Origin of the sequence: Microbulbifer pacificus, assembly GCF_002959965.1 — a bacterium.
Taxonomy (GTDB): domain Bacteria; phylum Pseudomonadota; class Gammaproteobacteria; order Pseudomonadales; family Cellvibrionaceae; genus Microbulbifer; species Microbulbifer pacificus_A.
Window position 1 is genome coordinate 2,529,604 of record NZ_PREV01000026.1, and the last position, 17,707, is coordinate 2,547,310.

A 17,707-nucleotide genomic window follows, 5' to 3' on the forward strand; every position below is an offset into this window, starting at 1 on the left:
CAGGGGCTGTAAACCCGGCCCCTGTTTCCGCCTGCATCCTTTTGTTTCGTTCAGGCGCGGCATTCACCGCGAATTTCCACCGTCCCCTGCAGGCTGCTCTTCTCGATCACAAACCAGCCTTTCGGGCAGTAACTGGTTTCGGTGAGAACGTCTTCCAGCCTCTCCTGTGCCGCTTTTTCCGGGTCTTCCCGCATTTTCCTGCTCATGCCAGCGCCGGGAGCGCCTCCCATCCCGCCACCCATACCCCCGCCAGGTCGGCCACCACCGGGAGCGCCGCCCTTGCCTCCACCGCCCGGACCGCGCCCCCCCATTCCTCCTCGGGGGCCGCCGCCCTCGCCCCCGCCATTGACGGAGGCGGTATAGGTGAAGATACGGTTTCCCTGCTCGGTGATGTTGGCAATGAAGGATTCCGAAAAGACGGGTGGTGTCTTCGGGGTACTGGCGCAGCCGGCGAGTACTGTGATGGCGGTAAGGGCCGCAGCGTAGTAGTGAGTTTTCATGGGGGCTCCCTTGCGTTATGAGCAGTATGAGACCACACCAATGAGGACGGGTTGAGTGTGGGTGGGTAAAGATCGGTAAGAGAGTGTTAAGGCTAATCGCAGTCCTGTGGGGAAGGGCAGGGTGACGGGTAATCTGTGAAAATATCTAACATTTAAAATGATAGTTGTTGAAAGTTATTTTCTCGGTTGGTATGTTTCCTCTTATGCGCTGGTATCACCGGTCCATTCTTGATGTTCACCTTGTATCGCTCGCAGTCGGGACTCCCATAAGAATTGCCGGTTAGGGGGCTCCCGGAGCTTTTTTGCCGGATGTGGGGTGCAAAAGGCCGGTTGTGGACAGGCTCTGGTGGCCGCGCGGGGCTTTTGAGGATGCGAAGATATAAAGAGGACACTGGGCAGGGATTGCCAGGGGTAGTGTCGTCGTACAAATAAAAACATAAACACCACCGAGGGTTAGCCATGCCAAGGAAATTCAATCCCAGTTTTAATAAAAAAATGCTGAGTGTTGCTGTATGCGGCGCGGTTTACGGTCTGTTGCCGGCGCAGCTTATGGCGCAGGAAGCAGAAAAAATTGACGATGCGCTTGTAGAAGAGGTTGTGGTCTACGGGGACATGCGCTCCACACTCCAGTCCGCCCAGGATCTGAAACGGGATGCGGACACGGTAAAAGATGTGATTACCGCATCGGACATCGGCGCAATGCCGGACAAGTCCGTTACCGAAGCCCTGCAGCGGGTATCGGGGGTTACCATTGAGCGTTTCGCCGCCTCGGACGACCCCAACCACTATGCCGATGAAGGTACCGGCGTGCTTGTGCGCGGCCTCGATCGCGTGCGCAGCGAAATCAACGGCCGCGATGCCTTCAGTGCCAACCCTTGGGGCGGTTTGAACTACGAAGACATCTCCCCGGAGCTTCTGGGGGCGGTAGAAGTGGTGAAGAACCAGACTGCGGACCTGACCGCCGGTGGTATTGCCGGCACGGTGAACCTGATTACCCGCAAGCCGCTGGACACCGATGAGCAGATTCTGGCGTTCACCGCCAAAGCCAATTACGGCGATTTTCGTGAAGAGGCCACACCGTCCTTTTCCGGACTGTTTTCCGATCACTGGGAAACCGACATCGGTAAGATCGGCTTCCTGGTGGCGGGCTCCGGCTCCGAATACAAAACCCGCGGCGATGGTGTTGGGGTAGCCAACTACTATTCCCGCGGCGATGCATTTATTGGTGAGTACCAGTGGGGCGCTATTGTCCGTCCTGCTGCGGACTCACCGCTGGAAGGCCCGATGATTCCCGGTCAGGAGCCCGGCAGTGTGGTGTATGCGCCCGGTCAGTTCTCCCTGCGCACCGCGGAAAATGACCGCACCCGCGAGGGGTTTGCCTCCTCCCTGCAATGGCAGAGCAACGACGAAAAAATCACCGCCACCCTGGAACACATCAGCTCCAAGGCCGAACTGGAGTGGGAAGAGCGCGTGATCGGTACCCAGGGGCAGGGGTTCCACCCGACCACCTGGTTTGCCGCACACTGGCTGTCGGATGAAGCCCAGGGATATCCCATCACCTTTGACGATGGTTATCTGACCAGCGGCATCATCCGCGCCGATGCCGAACTGCCGATGCTGGCCTCCTCGCGCTACAACCAGAACATCAACACGGTAGAAGACACCTCGTTCAATGTCACCTTCAGGCCGACGGATCGCCTGGCGGTATCCGTGGATTATCAACACGTCGCATCCGAGGAGATCGTGCACAACTACGGGATCAACGCCCGTGTTGCTCCGGGCTCCAATGCGTCGGACGTATTCCTGGATCTGCGGGGATCACTGCCGACGGTCGAGTTTTTGAATCCCGTCTGGAACAACCCGGGTTACTGGTCAAACTGGGCCGGTGAAAACCAGACGCACTACATTGCCACCGCCATGGACCACGAGGTCGATTCCGATGCGAAGGCGGACAGCTTCAGGCTCGACCTTGATTACGAACTGGATGGCTTGTTCAACAAGATTCACACGGGCGTGTATTACTCTGATAAAGAGCTGATCATGCGCAACACCGAATACGCCAACTGGGGCTTCGTCAATGAAGGCTGGATGAAAGACCAGGTGGATAAGGCCGGGCCTGATGTGGCACCGGAAGCCTGGGAAACCGTCGACTTCAGCGATTTTTACGATAGCCGTGTATTGCAGGGCGATATCACCAGCAATTTCTATTTCCCGCGCATGAGCCTGGTGAAGAATTTCAGTGAAGCCATGCGCAGCGGTTGCGGTACCTGGAACAATGCGCCGTTCGGTTCCTCCGGCCAGCCCAATGCGGAGTGTTACTCAGGCTCCGAAGATCTCGCCGATCGTGTCGATGGTCCTTTCGCCGCGCACGATATTTCCAATACCGGGGAAGAGCGCCTTGAGGCTTATGTTCGCGCGGATTTCGCCCTGGATGACAGCGTTGTCCCCGTGCGCGGTAATGTGGGCTTGCGCTACGTCAGCTATCAGTTGGATTCGGATGGCTACGTGGTACTGCCCCAGCCCATTTCCGGCAGCGACAGCCTGATCAGTGTGTTCCAGGAAACCTATCCCGATCTCTACGCGTTTGCGGATGGCACCGGCTCCGTACAGAGCGTCAAGGGCACGGATTACGATACCGTACTCCCCAGCCTGAACCTGGTGTTCAATCTGTCGGACGATGTGCTGCTGCGCTTCGGTGCCTCCCGCGGATTGTATTTCCCGACGCTGGATCAGGCCCGCAGCACCAAAACTCTCGGCATAAGTTACACCGCGGTACGAGAGAACCCCGGCTCCGATGATACCGATGATGCCACCAACCCGGTCGTCGGGGTTACGGACGTCAACCTGTTCGGTACCTCGCTGAACCCGAACCTGGAGCCGGAGAAGTCAGATAACTTTGACTTGTCTACGGAGTGGTATTTTTCTCAAGCCGGTTCGGTGTCTGTGGGGCTGTTTTATAAAAAGCTGCACGACATTATCCGCAATCGCAGTTTCGTTGAGACCGTGACCAACCCGGACAACGGTATTTCCCAGGAATTCAGCCTGTCGGGTCCGGCGAATACTGGCTCCGGTTCCATTCAGGGGGTTGAGCTGTCTTACTCTCAGTTTTACGACTTCCTGCCTGGTGCCTGGAGTGGCCTGGGTATGCAGCTCAATTACACCTACATCGATCAGAACGGTCTGAACGATCCTGAGAGCGGCCTGGGTGCGCAGCGTTTCACCGCGGATGGACAACCCATTAGCGATCAGCGCGATACGTTCCGCAACTTCTCCGGGTTGCCGCTTGAAGGATATTCCGATCAGAACTACAACATCGTGGGCATGTACGAGTACAACGATTTCTCGATGCGTCTTGCCTACACCTGGCGCTCGGATTACATGGTCACCCGCCGTGATTCCAATGAGTTTGCCCCCATCTACACGGAAGCAGCCGGCATGATGGATGCGAGCCTGTTCTACGCCCTCAGTGACAACTGGAGAGTAGGCATGGAGATCGGCAACCTGCTGGATCTTGAAACCAAGACCCTGGCGCAGGTCAGCGAAGACGGAACCACCAAGGAGTCCCTGAGCTTCAAGACCGACCGTCGCTTTGCTCTGACAATCAGCGGCAACTTCTGATCGCTGTTGTCATCCATTAAAAAAGGTGTGCCACGAAAGTGGCACACCTTTTTTCGTCCAAAATTGGAGTGCACACCTGAGGTGTACCACTCCCACTCCCCATTAAAAAGTCAAACATCCTCGCCCTGTAGCAATGCCTGCACGGCATTGGCCAGGAATATATAGCTGGCCCCAACGGTGATTACGTATTCGTTCTGTCCCCAGAAAAATGGCCAGTTTTCCTTGTTCTCAGGGAGGTCCGGCGGAAGTATCAGAACACCGGGCACTATGCCGCCGGGAATAAACGAGAAGTCCGCGCGGTTGGAACCGTAGGCCACCAGCTTGGATTCCGCGCCCACCCCCGATACCAGTGACAGATTCGAACCGGGATGGCGTCCGAGAATATAGTCGAGGCTGCGGAACACCAGGTCTTTTTCGATAATGTGCGGAAAATGCTTGTGCAGCCAATAGTTGGTGTTGCCGAAATTCACCACGCTGCCGGCACCCGCCCAGCCCCCGCGGGTGATGGGGACGCCGTAGGGATTTTCCTGCTCGAACTCGCGGATCTGTTCGCGGTGCGCGCGTACGAGCGGCTGTATATTTTTCCTGAAATCCTCATCCATCAGCGGAACCGCCTGCGCGAGCGTGGCGGCGTTGAATGCAAATCGATCGCGCACCTGCGGCAACAACTCGCGTATCGCCGCGGAATATTGCTCGTCTTGGGTGGTGATCAACAGCTCCACCGCCGCGGCCAGTTGTTCCTCTTCCAGCCGTCCACCCGTGGTGTTGCCGTAGTGATACAGGTTGGGTTCGCGCTGCTGTTCATACTGCCAGACATGGCGCGCGGTGGAGAGGCATTCGTCGGCGAGCTGTTTGTTGTAACCGCGCAGCGCGCGGCTGGCGGCGGCGAGTGCGGCAGCGGACCCGTAATTGAGTGCCGATGAGTTTGTGGTGAATGCCCAGCGGTCGTCGAACTCGCCACTGTGTTCACCATCGGTGTTCAGCACGCGCTGTTCTGGTGAGGGCGCCACGGTGGATGGCAGATACATTTTCCCGACCTGCCGTTCGCCGGCGAAGGGATCCAGCGCCGGTTTGTAAATGCGGTTGTCGGTTTTGGTGGAACCATCACCCAGGTGCGGATACTGGTACAGGTGCGCGGCCACAATGCCGGGGATGGCGTGGCCGACGGCGCGGTGCTGGGCGATTAGCGCCAGGGTGCCGTGTTCGATTTGTTGGAGCATGTCCGGCACACCGTCCGGCCGGTGCATCTGTACGCTGCGTTTCTGCTGGCTGATGGTGGTGTTGTCGCGGTCCAGACCGAACTCTTCCCAGGCGTGCACCAGGTCGCGCACCGTGTGGTATTGCGACTGGGTGCGGATATCGTAGTCGCCGGCATCGTACCAGCCGCCGATATCCAGCCCGGGAATATGCTCGAAGGGTTTGAATTTTGTGTCTGTCTCGGTGCCATGTGCGTAGAGATCGAAATGTTCATAATCCGCGGGCGCCTGCAGCGCATCGTCGAGATGCGAGCGACCGTGCCACACGCGGTAGGCCTCGCGCACTTCCATATGATCCATCTGTACCGGCAGGAAAATATCCAGTGTCGGCTGCCAGGTATTGGCATGCACGGTGGCATTGATGGGGAAAGGTGCGCTCAGTTGTTTGCCATATTCGATCTGGTACAGGCCCGGTTGCGTGACGGAGGAGAAATCGAAGGTGAGGTACTGGTAGCGCAGGTAGTCACCCCAGGGATAGGTAGCGGCTTCCATTGCGGTGGATTTTTTGCCATCCGCTTCGATCTTCAGCAAGCGCGCGCGGTTGTGCGGTTTGTCGTTGCGGTCCAGTTCGATGACGGCCTGTTTCGGTTGCGCGGGATGGTATCCGGCCTGGGAATAACCGAGTACCGGTTGGCGTATCCAGTCGGGATCTGCCTGCACGTCCAGTTCCCAGCGCATCACTTCGCCCGCGCTTCCGGCGGGAATCAGGCTACGCACTACGAACCAGCCGTTCTGCGCCTTGTTGCGACCGTCGAACAGCATCAGCTGGCTGTCGCCACTCAGTGCGCGGATGGCGACGCGGTGTACGGGATCTTCCGGCGACAGCACCAGTTTGCGGCCACTGGCGAGCGGCAGCGGTTGGGTGCGCCCGTCATCGTCAACCTGCATACCGCCTCCGGGATGCCGCGGCAGCAGGCCGCCTTGGCCGTCCATCAGAAACGCTTTGCCGAAGTAACTGGCCGGCAGAAATTCCAGGTTGAATCCGGCCTTGCCTGCGAGGTTTTGCGGCAGCGGTGCATCCAGCTGCACACTGAGTTCGACTTTGCCGCCCTCCGCGCGCGCTATTACCCGATAGGAAAAGTCGTGTTCGGGATACGCCAGCCGGGTTTCTATACGGTTTGCCTCGCGGTCGACGCTGCGTCCGACCAGCTGGCTCATGCCATCCCACTGCTCCGGCGTGTGCAGCAGGCGCAGGTCGCCATTGGTGGCGATGCGCTCGCCGCGCTGGATGATCTCGATTCCGCTGGTCTTGGCGTCGAAGAACAGGCCACCCGGTGGGTTGCTGAAGGCCAGTATATTGACTCCCGGCGCCTCGAAATACTCGCGGTCATTGAGGCGCAGATCCGGCGTGATGGCGCTGGCGATTTCCGCCTCGGTGAACATCGCTGCGGTGGAATCCGCGGAGGATGATTCACCGCCGCAGGCGGTAAATCCCAAGGCGATCAGGGGTATGGACAGCAGCATAGATTTTTTATTTTTCACGATGTTTGCGTTCCTTATTGTTCTTGTAGAAATTCGGCAAGGCCCCGCACTGGCGCTCTGAAGTTGCAAGCCTGTCGGCCCTCCTGCGCGAAACAGTGCTCTGTGAAGCCATGGCGCCTGCTCGTCTCCGCTTGCAGAAAGCCATGGCACAACCGTCGAACGGCGAAACGCTTGACTCCAACCTGGAAGCGGCGTATACCGAAATGGTAGCGCTATCATTTGGCAAAAGCTACCGCCCAGAACAATAACCAATACCGCTGGCGCACTTTCGATGTGGTCTAGATGTGGCCTAGTCGAGAGGGGCCAGCGGAACAGCGTAGAGAGGAAACAATAATGTTTAAAAGAAGCAGGCTGTCCCATGTCATCGTCGCCGCAATGGCGTCCACGCTAGGTGCGATACCTGCCATGGCGCAGGAGGCTGCCGACGATGCCCAGCAAAACACCCTGGAGGAAGTTCAGGTCACCGGTTACCGGGGCGCACTGCTGAACTCCACCGCAGCCAAGCGCGACTCTGTGGGTTTCAAGGACGAAGTGTTCTCCGACGATATGGGCAAGATGCCGAGCCAGAACCTGGCGGAATCCCTGTCGCGCATTCCCGGGGTCAAGATCAACCGGGAGGTTACCGGCGAAGGCCAGCAGATTTCCGTGCGTGGTCTGGGGCCTTCATTTACCAAAATCGTCCTCAATGGCAGCTCCATCAATGTCGCCTCCAAGGGCAATCTCAACAACGATGGCGGCGTCGGTCGTGAAGTGGACCTGGATATTTTCCCCACCGAGCTGTTCGGCAGTCTGTCGGTAGAGAAGACCGCCACCGCCCGGCAACTGGAAGGCGGGGTGACCGGCTATGTGAATATGCGCACCCTGCGCGCTTCCGACCTCGGGGATGGCCACAACATCCGCTATGCCCTGGAGACCGATTACCGCGACTCCAACGGCGAAACCAGCCCCAAAGGCGCCTTTACCTACGCCTTCAACAACGACCAGTTCGGCGCGCTGGTGACCGTAGTCAACAAGGATGCCAATCGCCAGGTGGACGGGTATGAAACCGTCGCCAACCTGGGCCAGTTCGGCTGTCTGATCACCGACCAGCCCGGCAGCGTCGACTGCCGTGACGGCTCCAGCCAGACCTTCCGCTTCACCGACGTGGCAACCGCCGATTACGCGGCGGCACATCCCGGCGTGAACGCAGGGGACATCATCGACATCTACGACAGCGCGGGCATGTCCCAGGCCGAACTGCAGCAGGTGGGTATGCCCTATATTGGCCGCGTGCAAACCACACAGGGTCAGAAAGAATCCCTGTCCTCGCTGGTATCGCTGCAATACCGCCCCAGCGAGAACATGGAGGCGTCTGTGGATATTCTTCACGCGAAGACCGACGCCGACTATGTACGCACCGAGGTAATGCACTTCTATCGCCGCAACTACCAAACGCCGTTTATTCCGGAAGACATTACCGCCGTGGATAACGGCAACGGCGCCCGCCTGCAATCCGGCACCCTGTATGGCCACAGTGCCTGGGTCGGTTCCCGCGATTACGAAGACGACCTGGACTATGTCTCCGTCATGCCCAGTTTCGACTGGCAGATCAGCGACAGCTGGAAACTCAATATGTCGGCGAGCCAATCGGATTCCGAGTTTGTGCGCGACAATCCCTACGCGCTCTTCTTCACCGCACCCGGCACCATGACCTATGCCAGCAACAACAAAGTTCCGACGGTGCAGCACTCGGGCTTCGATAATTTCGGCGGCTACTATATGGTCCCGGAAGCCGGTGGTGACTATTTCCGCGTGGGCCACGAAGAGCGGGAGACGGAAACCCGGGGCTTCCATGCGCAAATGGCGTGGGGCGAAGATGCCGATGTCAACGGCATTATTTTCGGAATCGACACCGATGAAATGTCAGCCGAACGGCGGGTTTACGGTGTACCTTCGGACATTAGCGGTTATCTCGCGGACTACATGACGGCCAATGGCATCGACAACGTCAAGGGCAACCTTGGCGATTACCTGCAGTCCGTCACCATCGGCGACAACGTCGACAGCTACAGTGGTTACACCAGCGTCGGCGATCTGAATTGGGGCAAATTCAAGCGTGACATCAACTACAGCGGACTGGATCTGCGACCGAATACGGTCACGGAAATTTCCGAGGAAGTAACGGCGATGTTCCTGGAGGCCAATTCGGAGACCCAACTGGCGGGACACACCCTGCGCCTGAATGCCGGCGTCCGCTACGTGGATACCAAGCAACATGTGGCCACCCAGGATGGCGCTACCGACCAGGATTACAGCAAGATACTGCCGTCCATCAGCGGCGTGCTGGATGTCACCGAGGATATCAAGCTGCGCGCCAGTTCTTCCAAAAGTCTGACCCGCGCCAACCCCGCCGATATGTTCCCCAATTCACAGTGGGCCGGCTCCGGTATCGACGCCATCAATACCGGCAATCCCAACCTGCAACCCTTCGAATCCGACAATATCGATATCGGCGGTGAATGGTATTTCAGTGAAATGGGCTACGTCGGTCTCACCTATTTCACCAAGAACGTCTCCGGATTTACCACACAGGCGCAGATTCCGGTGAACTTCAATGACCTGGGTGACTGGGGCATGGATACCAGCAATTTAAGCCAGACCCAGGCGGATCAGCTCTCCATCTGCGATCCGAACTGTATCGTCAACGTCAATACCCGCAACAATGTCACCGGCGTTACCAAAGTGGATGGCTGGGAAGCGATCTGGGTGCAGCCGCTGGATTTCGTACTGCCCGGCCTGGGCTTCAATGCCAGCGCCACTGTGATCGACGCGGTCAACGAAAACGGTGAAGACATCGCGGGTGTTGCCGATTCCTATAGCTTCACCAGCTACTACGAGCGGGACGACTTCCAGGCACGCATCACCTATTACCACGAGGACGGTGCCTATATATTCGAATCCTGGGGTGCCCCCGTCACCAATCGCAGCCGCGGCCAGCTGGACCTTTCGGCGAGTTACCGACTGCCGTTCCTGTCGGATAACGACCTGACGGTGACCTTCGATGCCTACAACCTGACCAATGCGGATCTGTCCAACTATATCGAGGGCGATCAGAGTCAACCGTTCAACTCTTATTACCCCGGAGCCATTTACACGCTGGGCGTTCGCGGTTCCTTCTGATCATTTGATAAGGGCAATCGCAGTGTGTGCATCGCGCACCCTGCGATTGCCCGCCGTTCCGGACAGCAACATGTTTCGACTTCGCTATTTTCTTTCACTGGTGGCACTGGGTGGTGTGGCCTTTGCCTACCTTACATTTTTCCCCGCAGACTTATCTTTGGTGGAATCGGCATCGCCCGAGTATTCCGAGCACCGGCAGCGGCTGCCACTTCGCAACGGCTGGCGTTTCTTCAAGTATGAATCCGCCGAGGTTGCCGACGCGCTGATCTACGATGTGCGGCCCAAAGTCACCGACGACGAAGACGGCAAGGCGGCGGATGCCATGCCCACCGCGGCGGAGGACACTCCGCAGGCCGACCGACAGGTATTGAAACCGTGGATACTGCCCAGCGCCAACGACTTTATCCGGAATCCGCAACGGCGCTTCGAGAGGCCAGCGGGTAGCCCCGGCAGCGATTTCCCGTTTACCCGTGCCGATTTCGATGATGGCGACTGGCAACCGGTGTCCCTGCCTCACGACTGGGCTATTCACGGCCCCTTCTTTGCCGGTGAATATGCGCCGGTGGGCGGTGGCATGGGCCGACTGCCGAGCCCGGGAATCGCCTGGTACCGGAACAAACTGGATATTCCCGCGGCAGACGCCGGCAAACAAATTTATCTCGATGTCGACGGCGCCATGTCCTATGCCATGGTGTGGATCAATGGCGAACTCGCCGGCGGCTGGCCCTATGGCTACGCCTCCTGGCGCGTCGACCTCACGCCCTATCTCGATTTCGGCGGCGTCAACCAGCTCGCCATCCGTCTGGACAATCCACCCGCATCCTCGCGCTGGTATCCCGGCGGCGGTCTCTACCGCAATGTGTGGCTGACCAAAACGAATCCTGTGCATATCGCCCAGTGGGGCACCTTTGTCACCACACCCTCGGTATCCGCCGAGGCGGCGCAGGTGGAAATGACCATTGCCGTCGATAACAACTCCGCGCAGGCCGTAGCGGTGAGGGCGAGTACGGATATTTATGCTCTGGACATCAACGGCGCGCCGCGCGGACCGAAAGTTGCCAGCACGCAGGCCGCGGAACAACCGGTACCCAGTGGTGGCAAGGCGATTTTCAATATGGCGGCGCGGGTGCGTGAGCCGCAACTCTGGGGTCCACCGCCCACGCAGAAGCCCAACCGCTATGTGGCCATTACCAAACTGCTGAACGGTGACGGCGAAGTGGTGGACCGCTACGAAACCCCCTTCGGCATTCGCGAGATCCGCTTTGACGCCGAGCGCGGCCTGTTTGTGAACGGTGAGCGCATTGAAATCCGCGGTGCCAACCAGCACCACGACCTGGGTGCACTCGGCGCGGCCTTCAATCGTCGTGCTGCGGAACGACAGCTGGAAGTGTTGCGCGAGGCTGGTGTCAACGCCATTCGCATGGCGCACAACCCGCCCGATCCGCAGTTGCTGGAACTGACCGACCGCATGGGTTTTCTGGTGGTGAACGAAATTTTTGATGTGTGGGAGCGCAAGAAAACCCCGCTGGATTTCCACCTGATTTTCCCCGACTGGCACGAGGCGGATCTGCGGGCCTTTATCCGCCGCGATCGCAACCATCCGTCGGTCATTATGTGGAGTCTCGGCAATGAGGTGGGGGAGCAGTACACCGGCGAGGCCGGGGCCGCGGTGGCCAGCCGCCTGCACGACGTGGCAAAAGAAGAGGACCCGACACGCCCCTCCACCGTCTCCATGAATTACGCCAAGCCACATATGCCGTTACCGGGCGTGATGGATGCCATCAGCCTGAATTACCAGGGCGAGGGTATCCGCGATGCGCCGGCCTACCAGGGGTTGCAGGGGATCCGCACCTCGCCGTTGTACCCGGATTTCCAGAAACAGTTTCCGCAGAAGGTAATCCTGAGCAGTGAAAACGCGGCCGCCGTGAGCTCCCGCGGTGAGTATCTGTTTCCGGTGGAAGAGGGCATCAGTGCACCGGTCGCCGATGGCCGTGGCGGTGATCCCGGCAGCCAGCAGGTCAGCGCGTACGAGTTGTACACCGCACCTTTTGGCTCTTCCGCCGACAAGGTATTCCGCTCCCTCGAACAGCACCCCTATGTGGCCGGGGGCTTTGTCTGGAGCGGCTGGGATTACCTCGGCGAGCCGACGCCTTATTACGGCGCGCGCAGTTCCTATTTCGGTATCGTCGACCTGGCTGGATTCAAGAAAGACCGCTTTTACCTCTACCAGTCCCAATGGCGACCGGAGCTGCCCATGGCCCATATACTGCCGCACTGGACCTGGCCGGAGCGCAACGGCGAAGTCACACCAGTGCATGTATTCACCTCCGGTGACGAGGCGGAACTGTTCCTGAACGGCCGATCCCTGGGCAGAAAGAAAAAAGGTGAATACGAATATCGCCTGCGCTGGGACGATGTGGTGTACGAACCGGGTGAGCTGCGGGTACAGGCTTACAAGAATGGTGAAGCCTGGGCCGAAGACAGGGTGGTCACCGCAGGTGCCGCCGCGGTGCTCGCGGCGGAGACCGATCGCGCACAAATAACCGCAGATGGCGACGACCTGGCGTTTGTCACCCTGCAGGTGCTGGATGCGAAAGGCAACCCGGTGCCGCGTGCGCACAATGCCGTTACTTTCGATCTGCAGGGGCCCGGGGAAATCATCGCCACCGAGAATGGCGATCCCACCAGCCTGGTTCCGTTCAATGCGCTGCAGCGCGACACCTTCAATGGTCTGTGCCTGGTGGTGGTGCGTTCGCAGGCCGGGCGGGAAGGTGAAATAACGGTAACCGCCTCCTCGCCGGGGCTGGAAAGCGCTACCGCAAAAATTGTCACGACGCTTTAGCGATGTGGGGGAAACACCGAATTGGTATTTTCCCCACCGCTGCTATTCAATGCCCCGTAGAAAACTGCTCGATGGCACCGCGCTTCTGCATGGTGGCATAGCCGGTTTCGCCGTCGCTACTGAGGGCGACATTGGTAGGGTGCTGCCCCTTCAGGTGAACGGTCGAAAGCACTTCACCCGCTGGGGAAACCTTTAGAACCACACCCGCGCCGTACCGGGCGATATAAAGATTGCCTTCCGAGTCGGTCTGCATTCCATCCAGTCCGAAGTCATCGAATTCCATCAGCAGTTTTTTGTTGGCAACATCGCCATTGTCCTGCACGTCATACACCCACACACGGCGTTGTACACTTTCATTGAGATAGAGTTTTTCTCCATCCGGGCTCAGTTCTATGCCATTGGTGGTGCCCATGTCTTCTTCCAGCAGGGTGAATTCCCCTTCCGGCGAGATACGCCAAAGCTGTCCGCTGTTACTGGCCCAGTCCGGATCACTGGCATAGATAGTGCCGTTGCCGGCGATGGTGATATCGTTGGGTTGGTGCATCTGCGGGTTGTGATATTTGCGCAGGATTTTTCTGGAGGATGGCTCGATCTGCAATACATTGTGGCCGGTGTAGTCGGCGACGTACATCAGGCCATCGTGGAAGCGGATACTGTTGCCGGTGCTACCGTCCGGCAATTGCAGCCAGACCTCACCCTTGCCTTTTCCGGTCACCCGGCCAATGGTGCCCTCGCGGGCGAAATTCACCGCATACAGGTTGCCATCCGGGCCAACCACGGGGCCCTCCACGCCATTGGTGAAGCTGCCCTCCGGCATCCAGTCGGTTGTCTGTACATTGGCCGCCGTAGCTGGGCCGCCGGTAATGGCCAGGGCCAGGAGAGAAGCGCCGAAAATATTAGCCATGTTGTTTTTCCTTGTTGTTCTGGCGGTCGCCGGCATATTGCAGACGATCCATCAAACATTCCAGTACGTCGACTGCGGGTAATACGACTTCGTGGTGCATCCCCTTTAGCGACGCGATCTGCTCGCGGATGGTGGTCTCCTCAGCAGTGGCAAAGGGTTTTCCATCCGCAAAGCGGGAGGCAACCAGGAAGCCGAGTTCCATCTGCTGCTGGACCAGTTCCGCGAGTTTCTGGATGTCTGTCGGAATCCGCTCCCGCTGTTGCAGTATGGCTTCCGCGGCAACACCGGCACGCCACAGATGCAGCAGGCCGTTTTGCAGTGCATCCTTGTCAACCCACGTTTCGATATCTACCGGGGCATCCGGCAGGTTTTCCGAGAAAGTACGCAATTCCTGTAGTGCCATACTTTCCGCCGGCAGACTGTCGGCCAAACGGTTCAGCGGGTCGCGTCTGGAATAGGTTTCATGCGCGGATTTTTGGTGGTGGCGGTGATAGTAGTGGGCGGGTTCCAGTACCGCCGTGAAATCCCTGGCCTGGGTCTGCAGGTTTTCCGGGAAAAGCGCCTGCAAGGCTGCCAGATGTTGGGCTTTGTGCCGCAGGCCGACCGCGGTTTCCGCCCAGTGGTTTATTGCGTTTAGCCGCTTGTAGAGAAAGGTTTCATCCTGCAAGGCTTCGTCGGACCACAGCCGTTCCGCCACCGCAAAAGCGCGCGGCCACAGGCGAAGGTCAATGTTGTCTTCATCGACCATCTCCGCCCACAGCGCGACCTCACCACCGAGGATATTGTTTTTCTGGGCATCCGTAAGAGGCGTACCGATATTGGCCAATGCCGGTGAGACACTTTCCATTTGGCGGCTGTCGATCAGCGCACCGACGGGGTGATAGGGCGCATTGCCCACCACAAATTCGCCGCTGAGTTTTTTACCCCGTAACTGCAATCGCGCGTGCAGCGGGCCCATCCAGGTATCCAGGTTGAATCGGGTATTGGGGCCGCTGCGCTCGATATTGTGCAGCACCTGCGGAGCCTTGCCGGAAAAATTCATTACCCCGCGCAGCGCGCCCTCGGCGGATTCAATCAGGGTAAACGTTCCGGAAACCGGACTGCCGCGTTTTCGCGGTGCGCTGAATTGCCAGGTCTGCCACTGCTCACCGGGTTGCAGATCCCCGAACTCCAGCGGCTCAGGAATAATGGCGTTGCGGTAGTGGTAGTCGGTGTACTGGGGCTGATCCAGATAAAAGCCGGTGGAAAGGATACCGAAATGCCCCGCGCGCGCGATTTCGCCGAGGGCATCCGGTCCGCGCCATGACTGTACGGCGGCACTTGGGGCAAGGCCTGGATGCAGGATTTCGTCCCAGCCGATCAATTTGCGTTCGAGCCTCGCGAGAATCTCTGCCAGCCGGCTGTTGAAATAATTGTGCAGCGCGTCGCTGTCTGCCAGCGCATGTTCCTGCATGAATTTCTGTATGTCCGGGTTGGCTTCCCAGTGTTCCGGATCCACTTCGTCGCCACCGATATGCACATATTCAAACGGAAACAGCTCGGCCACTTCCGCGAGAATGCTTTCCGCAAAGTGGTACACCGCCGGGTTGGCCGGGTTCAGCAGCGGCTTGTGCACACCCCAGCGGTCTTCCGGTTTATACGGGCCGGGCGCCGACAGGAGTTCCGGGTAGGCAACGGCAATGGCGCTGGCATGGCCGGGCATATCGATTTCCGGCACCACGACAATACCGCGCTCACCGGCGTATCGGACGATATCGCGCACCTGTTCGCGGGTATAAAAATTTCCGCCCGGTGCCGTCTGGTGCAACTTCGGGTAGGTTCGACTTTCCAACCGCCAGCCCTGGTCGTCGGTGAGGTGCCAGTGGAATACATTCAGCTTGGCGGCCGCCATGCCATCCAGCTGGCGTTTAATGGTATCCACCGACAGGAAATGGCGGGAGGAATCCAGCAACAGGCCGCGCCAGCGAAAGCGCGGTTGGTCGATGATGGTCAGCGGCGGCAGGGCAAGGTAGTCGTTTTTCTCGGTACCGATCAGTTGCGAGAGCGTCTGCAGACCGCGGAGTACTCCTTCGTCAAATTCTGCGCTCAGCGTGATTTTTTGTGGATTGATGTCAAGCCGGTAGGCTTCCCGCTCACTGGTTAATTCCGCCAGTCTGACTGGCGCGGCTTGTGATTTTTCGGAAACGAGTTTGATTACGGAAGTATTGCTGGCGATCGCGGGATCATCGCAGCGTGTAGTGGCCTCCAGGGCAATACCGACCTGGCGCTCGGTGCGCAGGCGAAAGCGGGTTGCCGCCGCCCCCAGCCTTTCTCCCGGTGCGCGCGGGAAGCAGAGTGCGCTGCGCTCGCTGAGGGTGAATTCACCGGCGGCGTCGTGCCGTATGAGTTGCTGTGGATACGGCATGGGTGCGGGCAAGGCATGCCCGTTGTGTGTGAGGGCGGTCAGTGGCAGCAGGGCGCACAGACCGAAGCCGAGAAGATGATGTGTTTTTGCCATGTGGGGTTCTTATTGGTATTCAGCCGCGGTGCGCCGGACTCTCAGAAAAAGGTTTCCACCACTTCCTGCACATTGAATGCGTCGTCGATCACCAGAATCCGCCGCCATTTGTCAAAGGTCAGGCATGGATGTGAGGTGGACAGGGCGAGAATGTCGCCCACCTGAAGATCGGCATCCTCGGGAATCTGCATCATCGCGTGCTGGTCCATGATATTGGTGAGCCGCCAATTGCTGCCCACCCCACGCGGCGCTGAATCCCTGCCGGGGCGGAAATGCCGTTCCGGCTTCGGCAGGCCGGCGTCATAGGCCGCGTCCCGTTTGCCCAGATTCAGGATTGCCATGCCGGGTTCCGGCAGTGACTGCACATACGCCCAGACTTCCAGCGCGGATTGCAGATCCCCCTGCGGGCAGCAGTGCCCGTCGAGTCGTTCGATCTTTTCGAGTCTGTGCATGACCGCCGCCTGCGCCTGCTGATAGATGCCGCGATCGTGGGTGAGGTAGCAGCCAGGGCGGAGTACCGGCAGGATGCGAGCTTCATCGTGATCGGTAAATATCTCGGCGACCAGATCGTACCAGGCGGAACCGGCGCCGCTCAGAATGACCGATTGGGTAGCGAATTTCTCCCGCGCCAGTAGTTCCAGGCAGAGGTCGCGCACCTGCTGCAGGTGCTCGGTTACCCGCGCCTCGGCGCGCTCTCCGTGAATCAGTCCTTCGTAGGTTTCCACTCCCGCCAGTTGCAGTTGTGGCCAGCGTTCCATTTCTTCGCACAGTGCGTGGAGCTGTGCGCTGCTGCGGCAGCCGGTGCGGCCAGCGGGGATGCCAATCTCAATCAGCAGTTTGAGGGTTTGCTGCTGCTCCCCGAAAAATGCCCCCAGCTGGCGCGCGTTTTCTACCGAGTCGACCAGGCAGTAAAACGCCAGTTGCGGGAAGTCCGTCAGCAATTCGCTGGCCAGTCGCATGTTCGCACGGCCTACCAGCTGATTGGCCATGAGTACATTGGTTGCCCCGGCCTCCGCGGCCACCCGCGCCTGCTGCGGGTTGGCCACGGTCATACCCCAGGCGCCAGCGGCCAGTTGCAACCGGAAAAAAGCCGGAGTCATGGTGGTCTTGCCGTGGGGGGCAAGTTTTACCCTGTGGCGGTCCGCAAATGCCTGCATCCAGTGCAGGTTGTGTTGCAACCGGGAGAGGGAGACCACGGCCGCTGGCAGTGGAACCTCCTCACGCAGGAGGTTCGGCATTGAGCGTGGCGCTGGTGTGCTGCGGGAGAGGCTCATGGGACCGACTCCATCTCTTCACTTAGTTAAAAATATGGTAGAAAGTATCACATAAATAAATGCAGTATTGAAAGTAACAAACACGATACCTATACTGCACCGACTTGAGTAACATCCGTACCCGTGTCAGAGCCTGTGCCGGATCAGCTTTCCGCCGATCCGGCACAGGATTCGA

General features: G+C 58.9%; 8 protein-coding genes. 3 read left to right on the forward strand and 5 right to left on the reverse strand.

The features are described 5' to 3' along the window. Nucleotides 1–50: 50 nt before the first annotated feature. A complete protein-coding gene (locus tag C3938_RS17870) occupies nt 51–500 on the reverse strand; it encodes a hypothetical protein (protein ID WP_158681646.1) in 450 nt (149 codons plus the stop codon). 459 nt (nt 501–959) lie between these two features. Here C3938_RS17870 and C3938_RS10755 point away from each other — a divergent pair, with 459 nt between their 5' ends. Further along, nucleotides 960–4,118, forward strand: coding sequence for a TonB-dependent receptor (locus C3938_RS10755; protein WP_105103110.1), 3,159 nt, complete (start codon nt 960–962; stop codon nt 4,116–4,118). A 110-nt stretch (nt 4,119–4,228) separates the two neighbouring features. Here the strand turns inward: C3938_RS10755 and C3938_RS10760 are convergent, their stop codons facing one another. Continuing rightward, the gene (locus C3938_RS10760; protein WP_233998774.1) at nt 4,229–6,856 is read right to left on the reverse strand and encodes a glycoside hydrolase family 9 protein; all 2,628 of its coding nucleotides are present in this window, start codon (nt 6,854–6,856) and stop codon (nt 4,229–4,231) included. 333 nt (nt 6,857–7,189) lie between these two features. On the opposite strand from C3938_RS10760, the gene C3938_RS10765 reads away from it, so the two are divergent. Together C3938_RS10765 and galB are read left to right on the forward strand one after the other, a co-directional pair. Next, nucleotides 7,190–10,015: a TonB-dependent receptor gene (locus C3938_RS10765; protein ID WP_233998776.1), complete on the forward strand. Its 2,826-nt coding sequence runs from the start codon at nt 7,190–7,192 to the stop codon at nt 10,013–10,015. A 70-nt stretch (nt 10,016–10,085) separates the two neighbouring features. After that, a complete protein-coding gene (gene galB, locus C3938_RS10770) occupies nt 10,086–12,857 on the forward strand; it encodes a beta-galactosidase GalB (RefSeq protein WP_105103112.1) in 2,772 nt (923 codons plus the stop codon). 46 nt (nt 12,858–12,903) lie between these two features. Here galB and C3938_RS10775 read toward each other — a convergent pair whose 3' ends face one another. Genes C3938_RS10775 through C3938_RS10785 form a run of 3 tightly spaced genes read right to left on the reverse strand, consistent with a single transcriptional unit; the run spans nt 12,904 to nt 17,532 of the window. Then, nucleotides 12,904–13,761 (reverse strand): SMP-30/gluconolactonase/LRE family protein, encoded by an 858-nt coding sequence (locus C3938_RS10775; RefSeq protein ID WP_105103113.1) that lies wholly within the window; start codon nt 13,759–13,761, stop codon nt 12,904–12,906. Further along, entirely contained in the window at nt 13,754–16,258 is a 2,505-nt protein-coding gene (locus C3938_RS10780) for a beta-N-acetylhexosaminidase (RefSeq protein ID WP_105103114.1), read from the reverse strand. Before C3938_RS10780 ends, C3938_RS10775 begins: the two co-directional genes overlap by 8 nt. Nucleotides 16,259–16,299: 41 nt before the next feature. Beyond that, complete coding sequence (locus tag C3938_RS10785) at nt 16,300–17,532, reverse strand: amino acid deaminase (protein ID WP_105103115.1); 1,233 nt, start codon at nt 17,530–17,532, stop codon at nt 16,300–16,302. Between the last annotated feature and the right edge of the window lie 175 nt (nt 17,533–17,707).